General features: G+C 40.8%; 21 protein-coding genes and 2 tRNA genes. 9 read left to right on the forward strand and 14 right to left on the reverse strand.

Going from position 1 to position 19,730, the window contains the following annotated elements; translation table 11 throughout:
* The first annotated feature begins 1,072 nt into the window (after window positions 1-1,072).
* Window positions 1,073-1,714, forward strand: a complete 642-nt coding sequence (locus tag BLP33_RS09000) for a response regulator transcription factor (protein ID WP_090526719.1) — start codon at window positions 1,073-1,075, stop codon at window positions 1,712-1,714.
* Here the strand turns inward: BLP33_RS09000 and BLP33_RS09005 are convergent.
* Window positions 1,709-3,481, reverse strand: coding sequence for a tetratricopeptide repeat-containing sensor histidine kinase (locus tag BLP33_RS09005; protein ID WP_139159964.1), 1,773 nt, complete (start codon window positions 3,479-3,481; stop codon window positions 1,709-1,711). The two genes, BLP33_RS09000 and BLP33_RS09005, sit on opposite strands and share 6 nt — an antisense overlap.
* A gap of 827 nt (window positions 3,482-4,308) precedes the next feature.
* On the opposite strand from BLP33_RS09005, the gene BLP33_RS09015 reads away from it, so the two are divergent.
* Both BLP33_RS09015 and BLP33_RS09020 read left to right on the forward strand, forming a co-directional pair.
* Window positions 4,309-4,911: a hypothetical protein gene (locus BLP33_RS09015; RefSeq protein WP_090526725.1), complete on the forward strand. Its 603-nt coding sequence runs from the start codon at window positions 4,309-4,311 to the stop codon at window positions 4,909-4,911.
* Between the two features lie 49 nt (window positions 4,912-4,960).
* Window positions 4,961-5,761 carry a hypothetical protein gene (locus BLP33_RS09020; protein WP_090526727.1) on the forward strand — a complete coding sequence of 267 codons (801 nt, stop codon included), beginning with the start codon at window positions 4,961-4,963 and terminating at the stop codon, window positions 5,759-5,761.
* Window positions 5,762-5,910: 149 nt separating this feature from the next.
* Here BLP33_RS09020 and BLP33_RS09025 read toward each other — a convergent pair whose 3' ends face one another.
* Together BLP33_RS09025 and BLP33_RS09030 are read right to left on the reverse strand one after the other, a co-directional pair.
* Window positions 5,911-7,005: a pepsin/retropepsin-like aspartic protease family protein gene (locus BLP33_RS09025; RefSeq protein ID WP_090526729.1), complete on the reverse strand. Its 1,095-nt coding sequence runs from the start codon at window positions 7,003-7,005 to the stop codon at window positions 5,911-5,913.
* A gap of 175 nt (window positions 7,006-7,180) precedes the next feature.
* Entirely contained in the window at window positions 7,181-7,669 is a 489-nt protein-coding gene (locus tag BLP33_RS09030) for an Lrp/AsnC family transcriptional regulator (RefSeq protein ID WP_090526731.1), read from the reverse strand.
* A gap of 125 nt (window positions 7,670-7,794) precedes the next feature.
* Between BLP33_RS09030 and BLP33_RS09035 the strand changes: the two genes are divergently transcribed.
* Window positions 7,795-9,186 carry an MFS transporter gene (locus BLP33_RS09035; RefSeq protein ID WP_090526733.1) on the forward strand — a complete coding sequence of 464 codons (1,392 nt, stop codon included), beginning with the start codon at window positions 7,795-7,797 and terminating at the stop codon, window positions 9,184-9,186.
* Here the strand turns inward: BLP33_RS09035 and BLP33_RS09040 are convergent.
* The 4 genes from BLP33_RS09040 to BLP33_RS09055 all read right to left on the reverse strand — a co-directional run bounded on the left by BLP33_RS09040 (window position 9,181) and on the right by BLP33_RS09055 (window position 11,967).
* Window positions 9,181-9,717, reverse strand: coding sequence for a DinB family protein (locus BLP33_RS09040; protein WP_090526735.1), 537 nt, complete (start codon window positions 9,715-9,717; stop codon window positions 9,181-9,183). The two genes, BLP33_RS09035 and BLP33_RS09040, sit on opposite strands and share 6 nt — an antisense overlap.
* Before the next feature lie 107 nt (window positions 9,718-9,824).
* Window positions 9,825-10,238, reverse strand: a complete 414-nt coding sequence (locus BLP33_RS09045) for a VOC family protein (RefSeq protein WP_090526737.1) — start codon at window positions 10,236-10,238, stop codon at window positions 9,825-9,827.
* A gap of 49 nt (window positions 10,239-10,287) precedes the next feature.
* Entirely contained in the window at window positions 10,288-10,725 is a 438-nt protein-coding gene (locus BLP33_RS09050; RefSeq protein ID WP_090526739.1) for a helix-turn-helix domain-containing protein, read from the reverse strand.
* A gap of 39 nt (window positions 10,726-10,764) precedes the next feature.
* Window positions 10,765-11,967 carry an NAD(P)/FAD-dependent oxidoreductase gene (locus tag BLP33_RS09055; RefSeq protein WP_090526740.1) on the reverse strand — a complete coding sequence of 401 codons (1,203 nt, stop codon included), beginning with the start codon at window positions 11,965-11,967 and terminating at the stop codon, window positions 10,765-10,767.
* Window positions 11,968-12,192: 225 nt separating this feature from the next.
* On the opposite strand from BLP33_RS09055, the gene BLP33_RS09060 reads away from it, so the two are divergent.
* The 4 genes from BLP33_RS09060 to BLP33_RS09075 all read left to right on the forward strand — a co-directional run bounded on the left by BLP33_RS09060 (window position 12,193) and on the right by BLP33_RS09075 (window position 13,955).
* A tRNA-Pro gene (locus tag BLP33_RS09060) sits at window positions 12,193-12,266 on the forward strand.
* A 100-nt stretch (window positions 12,267-12,366) separates the two neighbouring features.
* A tRNA-Pro gene (locus BLP33_RS09065) sits at window positions 12,367-12,440 on the forward strand.
* Between the two features lie 239 nt (window positions 12,441-12,679).
* The gene (locus tag BLP33_RS09070) at window positions 12,680-13,552 is read left to right on the forward strand and encodes an alpha/beta fold hydrolase (protein WP_090526741.1); all 873 of its coding nucleotides are present in this window, start codon (window positions 12,680-12,682) and stop codon (window positions 13,550-13,552) included.
* A 208-nt stretch (window positions 13,553-13,760) separates the two neighbouring features.
* The gene (locus tag BLP33_RS09075) at window positions 13,761-13,955 is read left to right on the forward strand and encodes a DUF2188 domain-containing protein (RefSeq protein ID WP_090526743.1); all 195 of its coding nucleotides are present in this window, start codon (window positions 13,761-13,763) and stop codon (window positions 13,953-13,955) included.
* A 16-nt stretch (window positions 13,956-13,971) separates the two neighbouring features.
* Here BLP33_RS09075 and BLP33_RS09080 read toward each other — a convergent pair whose 3' ends face one another.
* Window positions 13,972-14,340 carry a hypothetical protein gene (locus BLP33_RS09080; RefSeq protein WP_090526745.1) on the reverse strand — a complete coding sequence of 123 codons (369 nt, stop codon included), beginning with the start codon at window positions 14,338-14,340 and terminating at the stop codon, window positions 13,972-13,974.
* Between the two features lie 310 nt (window positions 14,341-14,650).
* Here BLP33_RS09080 and BLP33_RS09085 point away from each other — a divergent pair, with 310 nt between their 5' ends.
* Window positions 14,651-15,556, forward strand: coding sequence for a VOC family protein (locus BLP33_RS09085; RefSeq protein WP_090526747.1), 906 nt, complete (start codon window positions 14,651-14,653; stop codon window positions 15,554-15,556).
* 31 nt (window positions 15,557-15,587) lie between these two features.
* On the opposite strand, the gene BLP33_RS27425 is transcribed toward BLP33_RS09085, so the two are convergent.
* The 6 genes from BLP33_RS27425 to BLP33_RS09115 form a co-directional block, all read right to left on the reverse strand.
* Window positions 15,588-15,794: a hypothetical protein gene (locus tag BLP33_RS27425; RefSeq protein WP_175489975.1), complete on the reverse strand. Its 207-nt coding sequence runs from the start codon at window positions 15,792-15,794 to the stop codon at window positions 15,588-15,590.
* A gap of 6 nt (window positions 15,795-15,800) precedes the next feature.
* Window positions 15,801-16,196, reverse strand: a complete 396-nt coding sequence (locus tag BLP33_RS09095) for a (R)-mandelonitrile lyase (RefSeq protein ID WP_090526749.1) — start codon at window positions 16,194-16,196, stop codon at window positions 15,801-15,803.
* 189 nt (window positions 16,197-16,385) lie between these two features.
* Window positions 16,386-16,946, reverse strand: a complete 561-nt coding sequence (locus tag BLP33_RS09100; protein WP_090527611.1) for a DapH/DapD/GlmU-related protein — start codon at window positions 16,944-16,946, stop codon at window positions 16,386-16,388.
* Window positions 16,947-16,956: 10 nt separating this feature from the next.
* A complete protein-coding gene (locus tag BLP33_RS09105; RefSeq protein WP_090526751.1) occupies window positions 16,957-17,217 on the reverse strand; it encodes a cupin domain-containing protein in 261 nt (86 codons plus the stop codon).
* A gap of 64 nt (window positions 17,218-17,281) precedes the next feature.
* Window positions 17,282-18,160: a helix-turn-helix domain-containing protein gene (locus BLP33_RS09110; RefSeq protein ID WP_090526753.1), complete on the reverse strand. Its 879-nt coding sequence runs from the start codon at window positions 18,158-18,160 to the stop codon at window positions 17,282-17,284.
* A 165-nt stretch (window positions 18,161-18,325) separates the two neighbouring features.
* Entirely contained in the window at window positions 18,326-19,543 is a 1,218-nt protein-coding gene (locus tag BLP33_RS09115; protein ID WP_090526755.1) for a PQQ-dependent sugar dehydrogenase, read from the reverse strand.
* Window positions 19,544-19,730 lie beyond the last annotated feature (187 nt).

The raw sequence follows: 19,730 nt of genomic DNA on the forward strand, positions 1-19,730 counted from the left end.
GCTTATTTTGTTTTTTAATGTTGAATACATGTTTAACAAAAGCTTAACTGTTTCGGCTTTTAAAAATAATAATATTTTTTTGTAAAAAAAAAGTTACAGGACGACGAAATTGAATGATTTTTTGGTAAAAGCTTTTATCATTAATATTAGCTTAAATGATTGTTTTTTTAAGTTATTGATTGTGAGTATGTTATTTATTTTATGTAGATGGGGTTTATTATTCCTGAAGGTGATTTATTTCTTTGATGCAGTATTCTTGTAAATAATAATGACCGGTCGTGGCTTTTTATATTTAGATTAAGGAAAAAAATAATTAATTATTTTTTTTCTTAATCTAAATTTTGATGGTTTTTTAATCAAAAATGTTTGAAAATCTATTTTATCTCAGATATTTCGTCATTGCGTATATAGAAAATACATGCACCAAGCTGTCAACTATTTATCCTGCTGCTTGTTAAAACATTGCCCGAAATATAGATAGTAGGGGGTAAACTGGTTTATCCGGTATTGAAAACAGAAGCAATTCGCAGAGTTAACATTCTTACTAATATTTAAACGAATCGTTGGATTGGCCTTGATGAACACTGTTGTAGGGGTGTTGAAAATTGAAGGATTTACGAGATTATCCGTCAATAGCGTAACAAATACTTCAGTTTGTGATTCATTTTTATCGATAATAAACCTGGCTGGCTCCTTTGTAATCGTAGGATGAACATAATTACATTGGGTTAACTGGTTGTTTTTTAAATAAGGGCGCTTGTTTTGGGGCCTTGGTAAAACTATCCCGTTGTCATAAGATTTATCCTGCAATAATGCGATTATACAAATCAGCATTATTATAAATGTGCTAATAAAGTATTCCATCACTTTTTCTGTTAATAGATTTCGGTATATATTGGATACAGTAACCGGGTAAGCGTAATTCATATAAATAAGATGTGCGATGGCTTTTCATTTATTTAAGTTTGTTTCGGTAGAACAATTTTATGAACAGAGGCTGGGATGCACAATACAAGTCAGTTGGTATTTTATGAAATAAAGATAAAATATAGATTTACAGTGAATTTATTATATGGAAAGCACCGTGGAAAAATTATCAGTAATAATAGCAGATGATCATACTTTATTTATAAACGGTTTACACATGTTGTTGCAGGGAGAGCCGGATATAGAGGTAATAAGTATTGCAGCAAACGGTAAGGAGTTATTGCATTCGTTACACACCAAAACGCCCAATCTGGTATTGCTTGATATCAATATGCCGGGTATGAACGGGTTTGACGTACTTAAGCGCATAAAGGACTACTATCCTAAAATTAAGGTAATCATGCTTTCTACATACAATGAGGAGCACCTGATTGAAAAAGCAAAAGCTGAAGGAGCTAACGGCTACTTGTTCAAAAATGCCGAAAAGGCGGAACTATTACAGGTAATGCGCTCCGTAGCGCAAGGGCAACTGTGTTTTCCCTGCAAGCAGCCGGTTGTTAATTCCATGCCTAATGAACCAGATCCTTTTTTAAAGCAGTTCCAGCTTACTAAGCGGGAAACTGAACTTTTACAATTTATAAAACAGAATTTTACCAACCAGCAAATGGCCGATCATCTTCACTTAAGTATTTATACTGTTGAAACACACCGTAAAAATATTATGCAAAAGCTTAATCTGAAAAATCCGGTTGAGCTTAACCGGTTTATCATGCAATATAACTTATAAAGGTTTATTGGTGAGTGGGATATAAATAGAAACAAGTGTGCCCCTGTTAGGATGCGAATCAAATTCAACCATGCCTTTTAAAAAATTTATCCGCGACATTAGATTGTTTAAGCCCATGCCTTTAAAAATATCAGGATTGGTTGCGTCAAAACCTATGCCATTATCTTCAATAGTGAGGCTGATGTTTTCATCACTTCTTATAAGTGAAATGTCAACCCTGTCGGCATGAGCGTGCTTCATTACATTGTTTACACTTTCCTGTAATACCCGGTATAAAATGATCTCGATGGTATCGTCAAACGGCGAATCAAATCCCTGGCAAAAAAAGTTTATTGCAATATTATTGTTCTTGATATTCTCAATAAATTGTTTAATTACTTGTGCTAACCCTGTTTTATGAAGTGTCCAGGGCATCATATTGTGTGATATCGTTCTTACCTCTTTAAATCCATAATCAACAAGGTTAATTGCTTTTTCAAAACGGGTTCTTTGCTCTTCATTTATGAAAGCTAATTCACTGCCTATAACTGACAGGTTTATTTTTGCCGCCGATATTATTTGGCTCACACTATCATGTAAATCCCTGGCAATTCTTTGCCTTTCACTTTCTTCAGCTGCAATTATAGCCTGCATAGCCATATTGCGCTGTTTTAGCTTGTTTTGTTTATAGTAAAAAAAGCCTGTAAAGAACATTAAAAGTATAAAAACACAGATACCCGCCATCCAGTAATTACGCTTTGTTATTTCAAATTGTTGTTGCAGTACCTGATCTTCACGTTGTTTTATTTCGTATTTTGCCTGTAGTTCATCAATGGTGCTGTTGCCTGAGGTTTTAATTGCTGCATGCCTTTTTAAGTAAATCAGCGATTGCTTATAGTCGCCCAATTGCTCATACAAATCAGCTATTTCATTTGTGGCGCTTCTTTGCATATCTGCATAATTTATTTGTGTGGCAAACTGAAGGCTGTTTTTTAATGCATCGAGAGATTGTAGATATAACCGTTTGTTTTTATACAATACGCCAAGGTTAAAATAGTTAATTGAAAGCGCAAGGGTATCATTTAATGATTTTTTGACATCGATGATTTTTAAAATTTCCTGCTCTGAATCGTTTGGTTTAATACTTCCCATAACATCCCCCATAAATTTATGGCTGTAGGCTTCAGAGGTGTTTTCATTTGTTTGCCGGGCAAGGTTTAAAGAGTCGTTTATGTCGAAAGCCTGCCTGGAGTAATTTAAGGCCTCCCGGTAATTGTTTTTTGCCTCATATAACGTTGCGGCCAGGTTTAAAGCTTCTATCAATTCTGTACGGTCGCCGGTTTTTGGGGCATACGAAATTGCCAGCATGCAAAATTCAAGCGCTTTTTTATGATTTTTTAATTTTACATACGCTTTCGCTAACCTGTAGTAACCATCGGTTAAAATGTACTGTTGATTTATTTTGTTGAGTGCAACCGCGGCAAGGTTGTAATAATATGATGCGGAATCATATTGGTTAGTTTGGAAATAAGCTTCTCCTAAAGTTTGCGATAGTAAAGTAATTGCTTTTTTATTGTTTAGCTTATGTGCAAGGTTCAATCCTTCTTTTGCAACTATAATGATTTTAGTCGGATTTTTTTCAGCCGGATAGTTGGCAATCTGAGTAGCGGCGGTTAAGCGTTTTTGTATGGGTGATTTGCTGAAAACAACCTTTTCTAAACTGTCAATATTTTGACCGCAACACGGAATTACAGCCAAAATAAGCAGAAAAAACAAAGGGTATTTCATGTCCGGGTTTTTGGTCCCGGTTAAAGATAGCAATTTGATATTTATCAGCAAAAGCCGTTGGGCTTGGGGTTGTTACCGGTTAATGTGTTTTTAAAATCTGGAGATGAATATTATTAAAGCAGATAATACGGCTAACACGAAAAACATAATTTGCCGTTGCCTGGCACTGATAATGTTGGGTATTTTGCCTGTTCCCTGCAATTTGTCGAGCTTAAATTTATACATAGCCGATAATCCCATAAAAGTTAGGGAAACAAAGCCCGCGAGGTAATTTAAAGTACTTTCCATGGTTTTTTTAATTTAGATGAAACGCGATGAATTAATTTGGTCAAAACCATTATGGCTTTGTTTTATATTATTTCACCATCGTGCTTGACAGTACAATTTTATGGAGAGGCCGAAATTCACACAATACAAAGCAGTTGGTATTTTGGAGTAACACCATAAAGCTTATTTTTACAGATGAAATATTGGAGGTAAGTATATCATGTAGAAACACTATTTAGTATTATACAGATAGCATATATTGGAAAGCCGTGTGCCGTAATCGATAAAAAGGATTAACTTTAATAATGATTTTACAATATAATTCTAACCTATACCTAAAATCATTATTGCTCATTAACAATCGATAAAAATTAAATTAATAAGCTATTATTCACCAAATAAAACTGACTGACTGTATTGAAAGCAATCGCTTTCTGCATAAAGATAATTAAATGGAAATGTCATACATCGTCCAAAAAAAGAAGAGAAACCGGCGACTCAACAGCTTAATACCATGCTTTATTTGGTTATTAGTTGCCTGGGGGGGCTTAAGTAATACTATGGCCCAGAGCCGCAATAATCAGTCGGACTGGAACGTGCCGCCGCCATTAACGCCTGGTACAATTACCAAAGGAAACACTCAAGGCAATGGTTCAGCGGGTAAGCCGATTGTACTTACGCTTACGGATATCCCGGTAGTTGCTCAGCCCTTTGTTTCAGCAACTCAAATGCCTGTGCTGGCTGCAGTTGGCTCAACACCGCCTGTGGTTGATGCACCCGACCAACCCGATGTTAATGGTTCAACTGCGGGGTTACCTGAAATTCCATCGCCTGAAGCGCCCGAGGCTCCACATTTGCCAAAGCAAACAATGCAGGACCTTCAGTTTTCAGCTGTTATGGACCTCCCTTTGCCAGAATCGCCGGAATTGCCGCCAGCGCCTGTTGAGCCAACCGTATCAGGCCAGGTGAATATTATAAAAGGCCCCATTCCGATAATGCCCGATATAACAAGTACGGTGCCGCTTTTACAGCCTTCCGAAAATCTTACACCCTGGTCTATCCCGGAAATTCCCGAAAGCGAGAGCTTTAAAATGATATCGCCTGCGGGAACGAAGGATGATAAGTTAAAAGGCAAACCCCAATCAAACAGGAAAAAACACTAACTGTGACATAATGTCAAATTATTAAAGGCATTATAACAAGAATACCAAAATGAAAAGTACCCCAATTGAGTTAAAATATATATTTGTTATAATATTAGCTTTTGCGAGCGGTGTTACCTATGCCCAGGGCAGATTTAAACAGGGAGATGAGTTTCAAAGGCAGGTAAATACAAAGTCAAATTGTGTTTTACAGCGCGGCAGCCAAACTTTGCGTGTTGGTTCGGTTTCAATAGTTATTAAAACGTACAAGGTAACCGATGCTTCTGAAAGGGGGGCCTCTTTTACTATTACTACTGATAAGCTTATCGATACCATAAATGCAATGAACCAGAACCTGGTATATAACTCAGGTAAACCTGCCGACCCAAATTCTGTTATCCAGGTTGGTTTGCAAAAGATGTTCAATAATCAATCGATAGTTTCAGTAAACAACAAAGGCGAGATCCTGAATTTAAAACGCCCGGCTGTTGCCAATGATACACTTTTATCTTTTGCCGGCATCCAGCCCGAACGGTTGTCGCCAGGGACCACACTACAGTTAATGGTTGATTTTCCAGTAAGCGTCGCGCTTAAAAAGGGCTATTCATGGAAGGTGACTACTTCATCGGCCGAAACCAACTATACAGTTTATGCTATAAGCAGCACAACTACCGTTGTTACCTATAAAACTTCGGTTTTAGGCGGTAGCTTAAATAGCCGGATAAACGGATCAATGCTCATAGATAACAACACCGGGGTTATTTTAAAACGCTATTCGCAAAGCGTTTCTACTGGCTATGAAATGGTAAATGGAATAGTTTACACTGCCACCCGCCGTACTGCTGTTACAGAGATCTGTAATAAAAAATAGACTTTTAATATCCTTTGATTTATTTAAAAAGCGTCGCTGTAAATTTGTAGCGCATTGAAAAACTCACCTCGTGACAGAGTATAAAAAGGAGTTGAAATTATGAGGGTATGGTTTTTGAAGATAATGGTATCGACCTTAAGCATTAATGTTTAGTTGTTTTTTAACCCGATCTGATGGTTGCCATAATCGGTTAGGTATTCATTACTGATGAAAAAATCGAGACTGAAAATGGTACGGTAATCACCCGTATTATTGGGATTTTGCACTTCTGTTAGGTTTCCGGTGCTTGATGTCGTATAAGTATAAACAAAGCCCTTGTTGGTAGTTATGGTTACGGTCGAATTTGCGGGAAGGCTGCCTATTGAATTGGTTGCCAGCCTGTCTTCAATTACAGTAGTTGATGGGGTTCCGGTATCAAACAAAATCTGTCCGGAGATGGTCTTTCCATTGTAAGTGATAGTTGCAGGGATATTAGGTGAGTATCCGCCGCTGTTTGAATAAGAAAGCGGGTGCATAATGAATCCGGATGATGAAAGATCACTGTTGCTTAAGCCGATAGTTAACAGATTGCTTACATAAGTTCCACTGGTGGAAAATAAGCTTTTATTTAACGTGGCCAGCTTAAATCCGCTTGTAAGACCTGTGCCGGTGCTAAAGGATCTTAACGGGCTCTGAATCAGACTGGTTACATAACTTGTACCGGGGCCAACACCAAAAACATCGCTGGCATGGGCCGATAGTTGCGCACCAGTTTCATCAACTATTTTGTAGTATAAAAAAAATGGCACCCTTTTTAACGTAAGGTTGCCCTGTGCGTCGCCGATGGTGATATTGGCGTAGGCTAAATTGCCGTATTCTTTTGTGGAGCTTAACTGGTCGCCAAAGCTTATTGTGCCCTTGGTATTAGTAACCGTAATACCGTTCACAACCACCGAGTCCCCGGTAAACTGGATGCCTGACGATGTGATCATTGATGCAGGCAGGATACCTGCGGCATCAAGCGTCATCCCCGATGAACCCGTATCAAACACGGTATAATAAGTCACTGCTTTTGTGCCTACCAGCGTAATGGGTAAAAAGATCCGTTTGTTTACCCCGCTGGCGTATTCATATAAACCAAGTGTAACAGGACTAACTTGTGTTTGAGGCGCTGCGGTTTTATCTTTTTTACAGGAAAAAAAGGCAACCGTTATTAATAAACAACCAATAATTTTGGAAGTAAAAAGTAAATGTTTTGCAGTCATATATGTCTGTATATAAACCCGGTTGGTAATAATTACGATAAAAGTGCCGTTTTAGTTGAGCTTAAAATTAAGATAACAATTTGATATACCGGGTTAATGAATCGATAAAACTGGGTGTTGAACCGATTAATTATCCGGACATATAAACGGACGGAGAACGCTGCTATTGTGTAAGTTAAAGCAAATGATTGGTTTCTTTGATAATATCCATTACAAAAGTGCTTTTTGAGTGGCCAATACCCTTTACTTCGCTTAGTTTATTTACAAAAAACGAATGGTAACTATCCATACTTTCAGAAACAATTTTGAGCATAAAATCAAAATCGCCCGATATGTTATAGCATTCTATCACTTCGTCAAATTCCAATACAGCGTTAATAAAATCGGCACCTGCTTTGCGGCTATGTTCGCGCAGGGTTACCATGCAAATAACCATGATGCGTTTGTTCAGCATCCGCTTATCTAAAATGGCGGTATAGCTTTTAATAACCCCCGCTTTTTCAAGGCGTTTAATGCGTTCGTGCGCAGGCGTAGGGCTTAGGTTGATCTTAACAGCTATTTCCCGCACAGTAAGCTTGGCATTCCGTTCAACCAGCCGTAATATTTCGTAATCTTTTTCATCAAGCTGGATGCCGGCTTTTTCTTGTTCTGTTTGTGGGGCCATAACGGTGTGTTAATTGGGCGTTTGTTCTTTTAAAGCGCTTTAATTTTTAATTATGTTCCAAAATTATAATAAATAATATTGTTAATTTCTATTAACATAGTTTTGAAAGGACAAAAATCAAAATTATGGCACAAAAAAAGAACAAAGTCCTGATCATAGCCTCTATGGCCATATTTGTCGAAGCGCTTGACATCGCCATCATTAACCTCACCATTCCGGCAATACAAAAGCAGTTTGTGGTCACTAACGACCAAGTTCAATGGCTTCAAACGCTCTATGTGCTATTGTACGGTGGTTTCCTGATTATAGGAGGGAAGCTGTCTGATGTTGCCGGACCAAAGAAGGTCTTTATTACCGGTGCGGTATTATTCCTGGTAACTTCATTAGGTGCCGGCTTATCAGGTACTTTTGTGTTTCTTAGTTTATCGAGGGCTGTACAAGGCTTGGCAGCAGCGTTGATCATGCCATCAGCACTTTCCATAGTAACGCATACTTTTACCGAAGAACTGGAGCGGAGCAAGGCTATCGGGATCTTTAGCTCATTCGCGGCGGTTGGTTCAGGAAGCGGTCTTTCCATTGGCGGAATCATCAGCACTTACTTAGGCTGGCATTGGGTGTTTTTGATCAACGTGCCAATACTGGTTTTTATTATTGTTATAGGCTGGCTGTCCCTGGCTAATGACGCTCCTGAACAAAAGCAGCCATCCCCCGATTTGTTTTCGGGTATTTTATTGGTGATAGGTTTGCTGATGCTTAGTTATGGTGTGCACCAGCTTGCAGATATCAAACAACAATATACTTTTATTATGCTTTGTGCCATAGGCGTGGTTATTTGCATGAGGCTCTTATATGTCCGTTTAACCCGGAGTGCAAATCCGCTGATCGATCTTTCAGTTTTTAAAGCGTCATCAGTTATTACCGCAAATGGCGTATTCATTTTATTAGGCGCATTTTTTACCGGTTACCTTTTCATTATATCTCAATTATTGCAAAAAGATATGCATTACACCGCAGCACGGTCAGGCTTGTTACTGGTACCTTTTAGTTTTTTATCAGCTATTGTGGCTAAGTTTATGCTACCCGGCATCATGAAACGGTTAACAACCGAACAAACCGGGTTGTTGGGTATGAGTTGTATGTTAACCGGGGGACTGGTTTTAATTTGCGCGGTATTTACAGGTTACTCTCTCGCTTTACTGCTGTTATCCGCTGCTTTTATATCCGGTTTAGGTATGACCATCTGTTTTACAAGCTTGTCGGTACTTGCTGTAAAAAACATCCCCAAACAACACTACGGGTTGGCATCAAGCCTGGGTACTACCGCTTACTTTTTAGGTGCCGGAGTAGGTTTGTCTATACTCACACTTTTTATGCAAACAAGCGATGAAGGCGCTTCTGTGAGCACTTTATCGCTTGTTATACTTAGTATGTATGCTTTAATCGGTTTGCTATGGCTCATTATTTACGTTGTAAATTCGGTAGCCAGGAACATGCAGGTATCATTAAATGAATCATAAAGACTGCCCGACGTTTTTTAACTGGTGAATGTGCTTTTGAGTATGATAGCAAATAAGATAGAGCCATTCTAACCGGGTAAGCTCACCAAAAAAAGGAACTACCAGATCAGTACTAATGGCATAAAGATCTTTGGAGTTAATTATTTCTCTAACCTGGATGATAACTGTTTGTAATAATTCGATAAGCTCAGATTTATTGTGAGGCCCGTCTGATGGCAATATGTTTGGTGCTGATTTGAATTTAGCCTCAAAATCAAGAAACAGGTCTTTTATCATTTTGACTTTTTCGGCCGGGTCTCTTTCTGCTGGTTTGTCGGAGCCGGTAAGTACCGGAACAAGTTGTAAAGCCGATTTAAAAACATGTTCCGCTATCTGTCCGGCTGTCCATCCGCCGTGGGGTGGTATAATATTAATTTGTTGCTCATTGAATAAAGCAATGGTTGATAAAAGGTTGCTGGCAGTATCCTCAAATACTGCCAGTAAGTTAATACGTGCATCGGTTTGGAGGGTGGTGGTTATTTGATTTTCCATGATGTTTTGAAGATTGATTAATACAAATCTCCATGCAAAATCAAAATTTACACCTTGTCGTTTGTGCCATAATTGGGGTGGTTTTGCGCCATCGTATGTGCAGGCGTTTATCTTTTCTTTTCACCTAATGAAAACCAATTACCCGAGTCGTCTTTGAATAAGGCTTCAAAGCCGTAAAACTCTTTAGTGGGGGCTTTAGTAAACTCAACGCCTTTCGCTTTTAACTCTTCGTAAGTAGCTATAAGGTCGTTGCATTCAAAAACCCCGAACCCAAAGGTGCCGCGCTGTACCAATTCGCGCATTTGATGTGCCGACTGTGCGTCGAACATCATTCCCTCCGTTACAGCCATGAGTGATATTTCCAATTCGGGCTGCCCGGGAGGACATACAGTAAGCCAGCGCATTCCCGGCCCCATGGCAGCATCTGTATTTACGGTAAAGCCTAATTTGTTTACATAAAAATCATAAGCGCTGTTCTGGTCAAGTACAAATACGCTTACATGGTTTAATTTGGTTATCATGTTAATGTTGTTTGATAAACCAAAAGTCGTTATCAAAAAAGAACCGGGCTTATTGAAAATTGCGATTTCGCAGCCATTCTTTTTCCCGGGCAAAGCAACCGGGTATAAATTTGAGGGGCGATTGCTGCATCTCCGCCTGCCGTTTAAGTTCTGTTTGCTGGTAGTTTGCAGGAGAACGGGAGGTGATCTTTTTAAATAAAGCAGAAAATGAAGTAACACTGTCAAAACCTACAGCATAACAAACATTAGCAATGGGAAGGCCTTTTTTTAATTGCAGCCGGGCGTTTTCAACCCGCACCTGGATGAGGTATTGGTGTGGTGTTTTACCATAGATGTTTTTAAACAACCTGATGAAATGATATTTGGAAAAATAGGCCTCGTCGGCAATATCGTTCAGGTCGATCGGTTCATGATAGTTTTTATCAATGAACAACTTAGCCTGTATAAGCCTGCGGTAAAGGTATATTTTGGGTAATTGATCCGTCATTTCAAGGTTAAATATCGGCTTTTATTATTTGAAAACGCGCTACCTGTTAAAACTGAACAATTGAACATGTTCGTTCTTTCTCTCCAGGATAAGATCATGGATAATTTCGGCAGCAATTACGCTAAAAGTGATACCATTACCTCCAAAGCCAAGCGCAAAATAAGTGTTCGGTCTTTCGGGAATGCAGCCAATGTAAGGCAAGCCATCTTTAGTGATCGCAAAAGCACCGGCCCAGCTAAAATCAGCTTTTAACGGGATGTGCGGCATTTTTTTGAGAAAAGCCTGCTGTAGCATGTCCGCCTTTCGTTTAATAACAGAAGGCGGTATATGCGGATGATGAAACTGGTCATCGCGGCCTCCAACAAGGATGCGGTTTTCACTTACAGCCCTAAAGTACATGTAGGGTACAGCAGTTTCCCAAATCAAACTGTTCTTATACCAAAAACGTACATCGGGCAAAGGCTCCGAAACCAGTGCGTAAGTTGAGTTAATTTCGGCTATTTTTTTAGGGACGTATTTTAAACTTTCATAACCGCATGCAATAATCAGCTTTTTAGCTTTGATAACTGAGCCGTTGCCGGTTTGCAGCGTTATGCCTTGTTTATGATGCTCAATGGCTTTAATATCGGTATTGCTGTATACTTTATGACCGGCTTTGGCAAAATTTGCAAGTAAAGCATGGGTAAGCAGATATGCATCAACCTCCCCGCCATCTGCAGAGAAAATAGCCCCGGAAGCCTTAAACCCGAATTTCTGTTCAATTTCATCAGCTTCGAGCCATTGTACCTCAAAGCCATGCTTTTTACGGAAGTTATATTCCTGATTTAGTGAATTTGTATGTGTTTTGAAGCTGGCATACTGCAAACTTGGCCTCAAGCTAAAATCAAAGGCGGGTTTAAGCGATTTACATAAATCAGCAATGTCATAAATAGCTTTGCGGCAAAGTTGATAGCTTGTTACGGCATTTGCTTCGCCAACCAGGTGTTTTAAAGATGTAAGGGGCGTATCAATTTCATATTGCAGGAACGCAGTGCTGGCCGCGGTACTGCCCATACCAACGTGGCGCTTATCAAAAACAGCTATACTTAAACCCGAGTTGCGGAGCTGCCAGGCTGTTAAAGCGGCGCTGATGCCGGCCCCAATAATGGCCACATCCAGCTTCAAATCTTTTTGAAGAGAAGGGTAGGAGGCAATTATGCCATTTTTTATTAGCCAGTAAGGCTGTTGTTCATATAAATTCATGGATTTGAACAGCTATAGCATAACAACATGCAATCCTTTTTTAAGTTTTTTGGAGGGAAATCAAGTGTAATAACAGGGTTATTCAGTATTTTGAGAAACCATAAAGAATTTAATTTAAGGCAATATTTTGTTAATGAGCAGATTATAGGCAGGCTTGCAAAATCTTTCAAAAAAAATTTTGCAACTTAATTTAAAATCATACTTTTGCACACCCAATCAGGGAGACGGGATGTAGCGTAGCCCGGTATCGCGCCACATTTGGGATGTGGAGGCCGCAGGTTCGAATCCTGCCATCCCGACTAAAGCGATACCAAGTATCAAAACCCTCTAAATTGAATTTTAGAGGGTTTTCTTTTCTGATTGGCGAAATAGTATGCCAGCGCAGGCTGAATAAAAAAACGGGATGTAGCGTAGCCCGGTATCGCGCCACATTTGGGATGTGGAGGCCGCAGGTTCGAATCCTGCCATCCCGACAAAAAGCGATATCAAGTATCAAACCCTCTAAATTACAATTTTAGAGGGTTTTCTTTTTACAGATTCATGTTTACTTGCTTCCATGCTTGATCTTCTTTAACGGGGAGCAGGCAGAATCATTTCCTCGCTTACAAGCATATTTTGTCGCAATTGTCCCCTAAGTAGTCGTTTTTGTACGCTATCAAACCCTGAAATGAGTTCCATCTTTGTATTGTTAATAAAATCAAACTTAACCGCCATGAAAAATTTACTCCAAGCACTTAACCCTCTTAAATCAATACTGTTAATTGTAATTATGTTTGCAACATCACGATCAAATGGACAACAAATCAAGCCTTCCAACGGTGGCTACGCGCCTGTGAACGGTATCAAAGTTTATTATGAGGTATATGGCGAGGGTAAACCGCTCATTTTACTACATGGTGCTTTTATGACAATTGAAGGAAACTGGGCCGAATTGATCCCTGAACTATCAAAAAACAGGAAAGTAATTGCCATTGAATTACAGGGACACGGGCATACACCGTTTTCGGATAGAAAGTTATCATATGCTACCTTAGCTAATGATGTGGAAGGAGTTATGGACTACCTGAAAATTGACAGTGCCGACGTAGCAGGGTATAGTATGGGTGGCTCTGTGGCTTACAAGTTTGCTTTACAAAGCCCTAAACGGTTAAAAAAATTAGTGATCATTTCTTCTACTTATAAAAGTAGCGGATGGCTGCCTGAAATAACCAATGCTTTCAAATCCTGGAAGCCCGGGCTTTTTATGAATACTCCTATGAAAACCGCATACGATGCAATAGCATCAGATAAAACAAAATGGACAAAGTTTATAGGGCAGATGATCGCTTTCGCGCAGGAGCCGTTCGACTTCGGTGATGACAATATTTCGAAAATTTCTGCTCCGGTATTGATCATAGCCGGTGATAACGATGGGCTGGACAAAATTGAATTGGCAAAAACATATAGATTATTAGGCGGCGGCGTTTCTGCTGATTTAGCACCAATGCCAAAATCGCAATTGGCCATTGTCCCTTCGCAAGGACATGTAAGCCTGATGATGCAGACAACAACGGTGTTGACCTACTTGAACAATTTTTTAAAGTAAGCTGATGCAAATGCATGCTAACAGAAAAGCGTTATCAGAATTTAACTTTTAATCAGGCCGCTTCTCTCGTAAGAATATTATTCGCAAGTATTTGAAAGAGTAGTTCGAATGATCTTTTGAAGAAATGCTTTGAACTTCTTGCCGCTCAATCAACACTTTTTGCAATCAAATCTTCATCGTAATTGTTGTTACCTAAAAAGGAGGAAGCATGCCCTGGTATAACGGAGACTACCCGCCATCTTACAAAAATCAACCTCCCAAATTGCGGGAAAAGGCGGTAGAAATTGCCAATGAAATTTTGAAGGAAAGCGGCGATGAAGGCATTGCCATAGCCACAGGTTTAAAAAAGGCACGGGAATATTTTAAAGATCATCCCGAAGAAGCTGATGCTGACAACGATTAAATTGTTAAGGAGGCTATTAAAACATCGCTGTGCTTTTAGACGTTACTTTCCCGATCCTTTTATCCCTGCGCAAAACAAGTTCGCACAGCTGTATTGCCGAACTCTCAAAATCATCGTGGCTGTCACTAAGCAGGAGCCAGGCCGTATCAAAGCCCTCGTCTAATACAAAATCAGTGATGGCCGGTATTTCCCCTTTGAGGCTGGCATGATTTTCCCGCCTGGTAGAGATCCAAATACCGTTATGCTGCGGATTTTTACTAACCTTTCGGAAGATCAGCACAATCTTTTTATCGAAATAGATATAGAACATGCCTACCGCCGGCTTGATGATTATACCTGTCGGCAAGTAATCGAGCAGGAAGTCAAATGGCACGGTTTTTTTCATAGTTTTTCAATGAATGTGCAATATAGTGCACCCTGATGAAAATAGAGGGCTTTTCATTTGGTTTTACAGACCGACGGTGAACGAACTCATGTCATAATATGCCGCTTAAATGTCACTAATGCACCTTGTCTGTCCATGAAAAACCAATTAGTTTTGAGGTATTGAATAAGAAAAATAAGAACAGATTAGGATCTTGAGTTCTTATTCCCGATAAAGGCTGCAAGGTGAAGCCTTAACCGGCGGTGCTGCCTGTAAAAACAATTAACGCTTACAATTTTTTATTATATATCACCACTAAAATCATTTACCCATGTTACCCATCAAACCACACATCTGGTTCGACCAGGATAAAGCCCGGGAAGCTGCCGAGTTCTATGCAACTTTAATGCCTGATTCGGCTTTAAACTATGTTAATCATTTCCCAATGCCCGGCGGGGAGTGCGAAATAGTTGAATTTACCTTTGCCGGCCAGCCATTCCTGGGCATCAGCGCCGGGGATGGATTAAAGATCAGTCCCTCTATTTCTTTTATGATCAATTTTGATCCGTCGCGTGATCCAGATGCCGCAAGGCGTATTGACGAAGTTTGGAGCAAACTGTCAGAAAGCGGAAAGATAATGATGCCGCTCGACCGGTATCCTTTTAGCGAGCGTTACGGTTGGGTAAGCGATAAATATGGCGTATCCTGGCAACTGATACTGACCAACCCGGCAGGTGAAGAAAGACCGGTGATCGTTCCGTCGCTGATGTATACCGGCCAGGTGGCCGGTAAAGCCAATGAAGCCATTGACTTTTATTGTTCTGTGTTTAAAGATGGTAAACGAGGCATTACTGCCCCGCGCCCCGAGGATATAGGGCCCGATAAAGCCGGCACGCTTATGTTTGCCGATTTTCATATCGACCAAACCTGGCTGGCAGCGATGGACAGCGCGCATCCACACGGTTTTAGTTTTAACGACGCGGTGTCGCTATTGATCCCTTGTGAAATACAGGAAGAGATCGATTATTATTGGTCAGCGCTTTCAGCTGATGGCAAACCCGGCCAATGCGGTTGGCTGAAGGACAAATATGGCGTGTCCTGGCAGGTTGCATCAACAGTTATGTTAAAAACACTGAAAAACGGCAGCCCCGAACAAATTGCACGCGTTACGCAGGCTTTTATGACGATGAAGAAAGTTGACGTCGCAGCCCTACAGCAGGCCTCTGATAGCCGTTGACCCATGTTGGCGTGATACCACTATTTAGTTGTTAATTTACCCAATTTGGCATATTCCACATCATTAGGTTCCCATAGTTCAATTTTGTTGCCCTCGGGTCCATCAGATGTACAAAGTTGCCGTAACTGGCTTTCTCTACTGAATCGGTCGGCAGGATGCCGGCCGATTTGAGATTGGAATCATGAATCGAGGCATCTGCAGCTTCAGTACCGTATGCTTTTACTGTTGTTGTTTTCATAATCGTTTATTTTGAATATTGATCATCACTTACTTTCTCCAGCCAGGTAACCACCTCGCCGTTAACGGCTTCCTGAATGGCTATATGACTCATAGCTTTACCCGGCGATGCACCATGCCAGTGTTTCTCGTTTGGTTCAAACCAAACTACATCACCCGGCCCTATATCTTCGATCGGCCCGCCTTCGCGTTGTACCCGGCCAAGACCGGAAATAACAATAAGTGTTTGACCTGCCGGGTGAGTGTGCCAGGCTGTTCTGGCGGCAGGCTCAAAGGTGACCAACGCACCCGCGCCTTTGGTAGCTTCTTTTTTTGCAAACAGGGGATCTATACGCACGGCGCCGGTAAACCAAGCTTCCGGACCTTTTACTGATGCTTGCGCACCGTTTTTAATTATTTCCATAATAAATAGATTGAGAGAGTTTATATGGTTTTGACATCAATGACATAATGTAGTGTATTTTTCAGCCATTATATTTTCCTGGCTTCGTTAACTTGTCGTGCTTTAATAACCTGTATTTGTGGGTAAATGTTATTATCTGTATAGTAATTAACTTTTTAAGTTTCCGATATGCTAATGCGCCATTGTTCTTCATTGTTCAATAGTTTTTAAAATTTTTGCCGGAATACCCCCGACAACAGTATTTGCCGGCACATCTTTGCTAACAACCGCACCCGCGGCAACAACGGCATTCTCTCCAACGGTTACACCCGGCAATATAGTAGCGCCAGCACCAATCCATGCGTTGCGCTTGATAACGATAGGTTTGCAAATCATACCCCGCCGGTTGACCGGGTCGAGTGGATGATTTTCAGTGATCAGGTTTACCTTAGGGCCGAGGAGTACATGATCTTCCAGCGTAATACCGCCCATGTCAAGAAACGAGCAGGCATGATTAATAAACACATGCTTGCCAATACTAATGAAACGGCCAAAGTTGGTATGGAAGGGTGCGAACAAAGTGGTGCTTTTGTCTATTGTTGCGCCAATAATGTTGCTAAGTTGCTGGCGGATCTGCTCAACGGTGGTTGCTGCATTGAGTGCAGGCGACAACGCCAGAGTGCGGGCCACCACAGCATTTACCTTGTAAAATTCCAGGTCAGTAAGCGGAACAAATTCCCCTGCTTTCAACCGTTCGAAAATATCTTTCATAATAATGTGGTTATTTAACGATATTGTATTCATTATCAGAAATATGTAGCCATGTCGCAATGCCTTTTTCTATATTGAAATTCAGTGCTATTTGCGTAAAGCTGTTTTGGAACGTAGTACCATGCCAGTGTAAGATGCCCGGCGAAATGGTGACCACATCACCTTTATGTAGAAATTTTTGCGCCGTGGCACTTAGTGAAAACAGACTACCTGCAGCTAAAATCATCAGCTGCAGTATGATGGAAGTTTTGTATCTGCCGATGTTTTTCATTTTGCAAAGTTAGTGCTGTTGCCAACTTTGCTGTTTAAGAAAATCAAACCAATGCTTATGAAAATCAAACTTCCATGGTGCGAAGCGAACTTGGATTGGTGCCAGTCATGCGTTTAAAATAGTTGTTGAAGTAGCTGGGATATTCAAAGCCAAGTGCATAAGCAATGTCGGCTATGTTCCAGTCAGTATGTTGTAACAGTGCTTTTGCTTCGCTGATAATCCGCTCTGCAATGTGCGCAGATGTTGGCCTGCCGGTAACTTCCTTTACCATACGGTTGAGGTAATTTACGTGAAGGGCGAGGTTTTGGGCGTAGTCCTGGGCCGTCTTCAACTGCAACGGCTTATTGGGGCTTTCTACAGGGAATTGTCTTTCAAGCAATTCCATAAATACAGCAGCGACCCGGTAGGCAGCGTTTTTATGCTGATCAAAATTTTCAGAGGGCTGCATTTTCATCGCTTCATGCATGATCAGGTTGATGTAACTGCGTATCAGGTCGTCTTTATATACGTAACTACTGTTTTGCTCATCTATCATCTTCTGAAAGAGGATGTTCAGAGACGCTCTTTGCTGTTCGGTGATCTTTAGTACCGGTGTGCCGCCGATCTTGAAAAAGGGTGATTGCTGCAGCATATCGGTACGTTCTGAAACGCACAGAAATTCTTCGGAAAAGAGACAGGTATAACCCACATAAGTGGTTGAGATAGTTTCCCAGGAATATGGAATATGCGGATTGCCAAAAAACAAAACAGTGCCCTCCACTTCAAAGCTGCGGTCGGCATAGTGAATCTTGCTTTTGCCTGTAGTTAAACAAATTTTGTAAAAGTCTTTTCTACTGTAAAACCGAACAGCCTGATCGTCTTCTTTTATCTGGAAAACATTGAAGCCTTTTAACCTGAGGTCATTGTTAAAGAGAGAAACCGATCTCGCTATTTTATTGTCCATGACTTAAAGTTATGAAACTCAAACTTTCAATTTCCAATTAAAAAGACAAGCTCTAACCTTTGATGTAATTGTATATCCCGTTCCCGAATTGTAAACAGGCGGTTCCGCTATATTAAGCAGCGCTGATCGATTTAAGCAAAATTACTCTCCCATAAACTTTTCACATTAAAGCTTACTTATTTTGTAAAGATTGCCATTGTCCGTAACACCGTATAATGCGCCGTCCTTACCGGTAACAAGAGAACGCCAGCGTTCGCCCTTGTCTTTCAGCAGGCGTTCTTCCGCTACAATCTTATTGTCTTTAATAATAAGCCTGATGATATGTGATCCACCTAAGGCGCCTACAAATAGATTTCCTTTCCATTCGGGAATCAGGTTGCCCGTATAAAAGGTTATGCCGCACGGTGAAATGCTTGGGTTCCAGTAATAAATGGGTTGGGCCATGCCTTCTTTTTGCTGTATTCCATCGCCAACTTTTACACCCCGGTATTCGATGCCGTAAGTAATAACCGGCCAGCCATAGTTCTTTCCCGGCCGGATAATGTTAATTTCATCACCTCCGCGCGGACCGAATTCTGATTCCCATAATTCGCCGGTATTTGGATTCATCGTCATACCTTCGGGGTTTCTTAAGCCATAAGCATAAATTTCGGGCAAAGCGCCGGCTTTTTGCGAAAATGGTCCGCCAGGCACCGGTTTCCCGTCACGGGTTATATGCAATACTTTTCCGATTGCGGTATTCAGGTCCTGGGCCTTGACACGCATTTCATCATCCCCATGTTCGCCTGTGCTTACAAACAGGTTACCCTGTTTATCGAAAACGATTCGTGAGCCGAATTGCAGGTGACCGTTATAGGCGGGTTTAGCATGATAGATCACCTTTACGTTTTCGAGCCTGCTGTAATCTGACGAAAGTACACCAGTGGCGACAGCCAACTGGAATCCCTCAGGAACTTTTTCGGAGTATGACCAAAATAAAGTCCGGTCTTTTACAAAAGAAGCATCAAAATTAACATCTAACAAGCCTCCCTGGCCACCCACCGCTACTGTCGGTAAACCTTGAATATTCTTGTCTAAACCTCCATCAGCCTTTAATATCCGCATGGTGCCGCCTTTTTCTGTAATTAAAAAGCGCCCGTCGGGCAGGCAGCGTAAAGCAAATGGCTGCTTCAGCTCATGATTGATCACGTTTACACTGAGTTTGGTTTTAGTTTGTGCACCAGGGGCCCTTGTCTGACCCGGAAAAGCGGGCTTGTAGTCGGCCGTTGGCGATTGCGTTTCAACGGGCGGCAGTGACTGGGCAACAGCCTGCGTAATATCAAAAAAAGAGCAAAATGAAGCAATTGCACAGGTAACTAACAAGGGTTTGATTGTTTTTGACATGGGTAATATGTATTTGTTGTGAAGATAAATAATATGCCAGCAAATGTTAAAATGAGTTGAACAAATAAATCTGCCTGCTCCGATGGTATTAAACGGCCATCAGGTTGTAACACAGGTTAATAACAGTGATTAATTATCAATGCATATAAATAGCGTTGCGGATTTTTGAGACATGTTGCGTGACCGG

The sequence above is a fragment of the Mucilaginibacter sp. NFR10 genome (assembly GCF_900100445.1).
Lineage (GTDB): Bacteria > Bacteroidota > Bacteroidia > Sphingobacteriales > Sphingobacteriaceae > Mucilaginibacter > Mucilaginibacter rubeus.

Bases quoted from the DNA above. Each gene is read 5' to 3' on its own strand.
- BLP33_RS09000 (WP_090526719.1), top strand. From the start codon at position 1,073: ATGGAAAGCACCGTGGAAAAATTATCAGTAATAATAGCAGATGATCAT.
- BLP33_RS09005 (WP_139159964.1), bottom strand. From the start codon at position 3,481: ATGAAATACCCTTTGTTTTTTCTGCTTATTTTGGCTGTAATTCCGTGT.
- BLP33_RS09015 (WP_090526725.1), top strand. From the start codon at position 4,309: ATGGCCCAGAGCCGCAATAATCAGTCGGACTGGAACGTGCCGCCGCCA.
- BLP33_RS09020 (WP_090526727.1), top strand. From the start codon at position 4,961: ATGAAAAGTACCCCAATTGAGTTAAAATATATATTTGTTATAATATTA.
- BLP33_RS09025 (WP_090526729.1), bottom strand. From the start codon at position 7,005: ATGACTGCAAAACATTTACTTTTTACTTCCAAAATTATTGGTTGTTTA.
- BLP33_RS09030 (WP_090526731.1), bottom strand. From the start codon at position 7,669: ATGGCCCCACAAACAGAACAAGAAAAAGCCGGCATCCAGCTTGATGAA.
- BLP33_RS09035 (WP_090526733.1), top strand. From the start codon at position 7,795: ATGGCACAAAAAAAGAACAAAGTCCTGATCATAGCCTCTATGGCCATA.
- BLP33_RS09040 (WP_090526735.1), bottom strand. From the start codon at position 9,717: ATGGAAAATCAAATAACCACCACCCTCCAAACCGATGCACGTATTAAC.
- BLP33_RS09045 (WP_090526737.1), bottom strand. From the start codon at position 10,238: ATGATAACCAAATTAAACCATGTAAGCGTATTTGTACTTGACCAGAAC.
- BLP33_RS09050 (WP_090526739.1), bottom strand. From the start codon at position 10,725: ATGACGGATCAATTACCCAAAATATACCTTTACCGCAGGCTTATACAG.
- BLP33_RS09055 (WP_090526740.1), bottom strand. From the start codon at position 11,967: ATGAATTTATATGAACAACAGCCTTACTGGCTAATAAAAAATGGCATA.
- BLP33_RS09070 (WP_090526741.1), top strand. From the start codon at position 12,680: ATGAAAAATTTACTCCAAGCACTTAACCCTCTTAAATCAATACTGTTA.
- BLP33_RS09075 (WP_090526743.1), top strand. From the start codon at position 13,761: ATGCCCTGGTATAACGGAGACTACCCGCCATCTTACAAAAATCAACCT.
- BLP33_RS09080 (WP_090526745.1), bottom strand. From the start codon at position 14,340: ATGAAAAAAACCGTGCCATTTGACTTCCTGCTCGATTACTTGCCGACA.
- BLP33_RS09085 (WP_090526747.1), top strand. From the start codon at position 14,651: ATGTTACCCATCAAACCACACATCTGGTTCGACCAGGATAAAGCCCGG.
- BLP33_RS27425 (WP_175489975.1), bottom strand. From the start codon at position 15,794: ATGAAAACAACAACAGTAAAAGCATACGGTACTGAAGCTGCAGATGCC.
- BLP33_RS09095 (WP_090526749.1), bottom strand. From the start codon at position 16,196: ATGGAAATAATTAAAAACGGTGCGCAAGCATCAGTAAAAGGTCCGGAA.
- BLP33_RS09100 (WP_090527611.1), bottom strand. From the start codon at position 16,946: ATGAAAGATATTTTCGAACGGTTGAAAGCAGGGGAATTTGTTCCGCTT.
- BLP33_RS09105 (WP_090526751.1), bottom strand. From the start codon at position 17,217: ATGAAAAACATCGGCAGATACAAAACTTCCATCATACTGCAGCTGATG.
- BLP33_RS09110 (WP_090526753.1), bottom strand. From the start codon at position 18,160: ATGGACAATAAAATAGCGAGATCGGTTTCTCTCTTTAACAATGACCTC.
- BLP33_RS09115 (WP_090526755.1), bottom strand. From the start codon at position 19,543: ATGTCAAAAACAATCAAACCCTTGTTAGTTACCTGTGCAATTGCTTCA.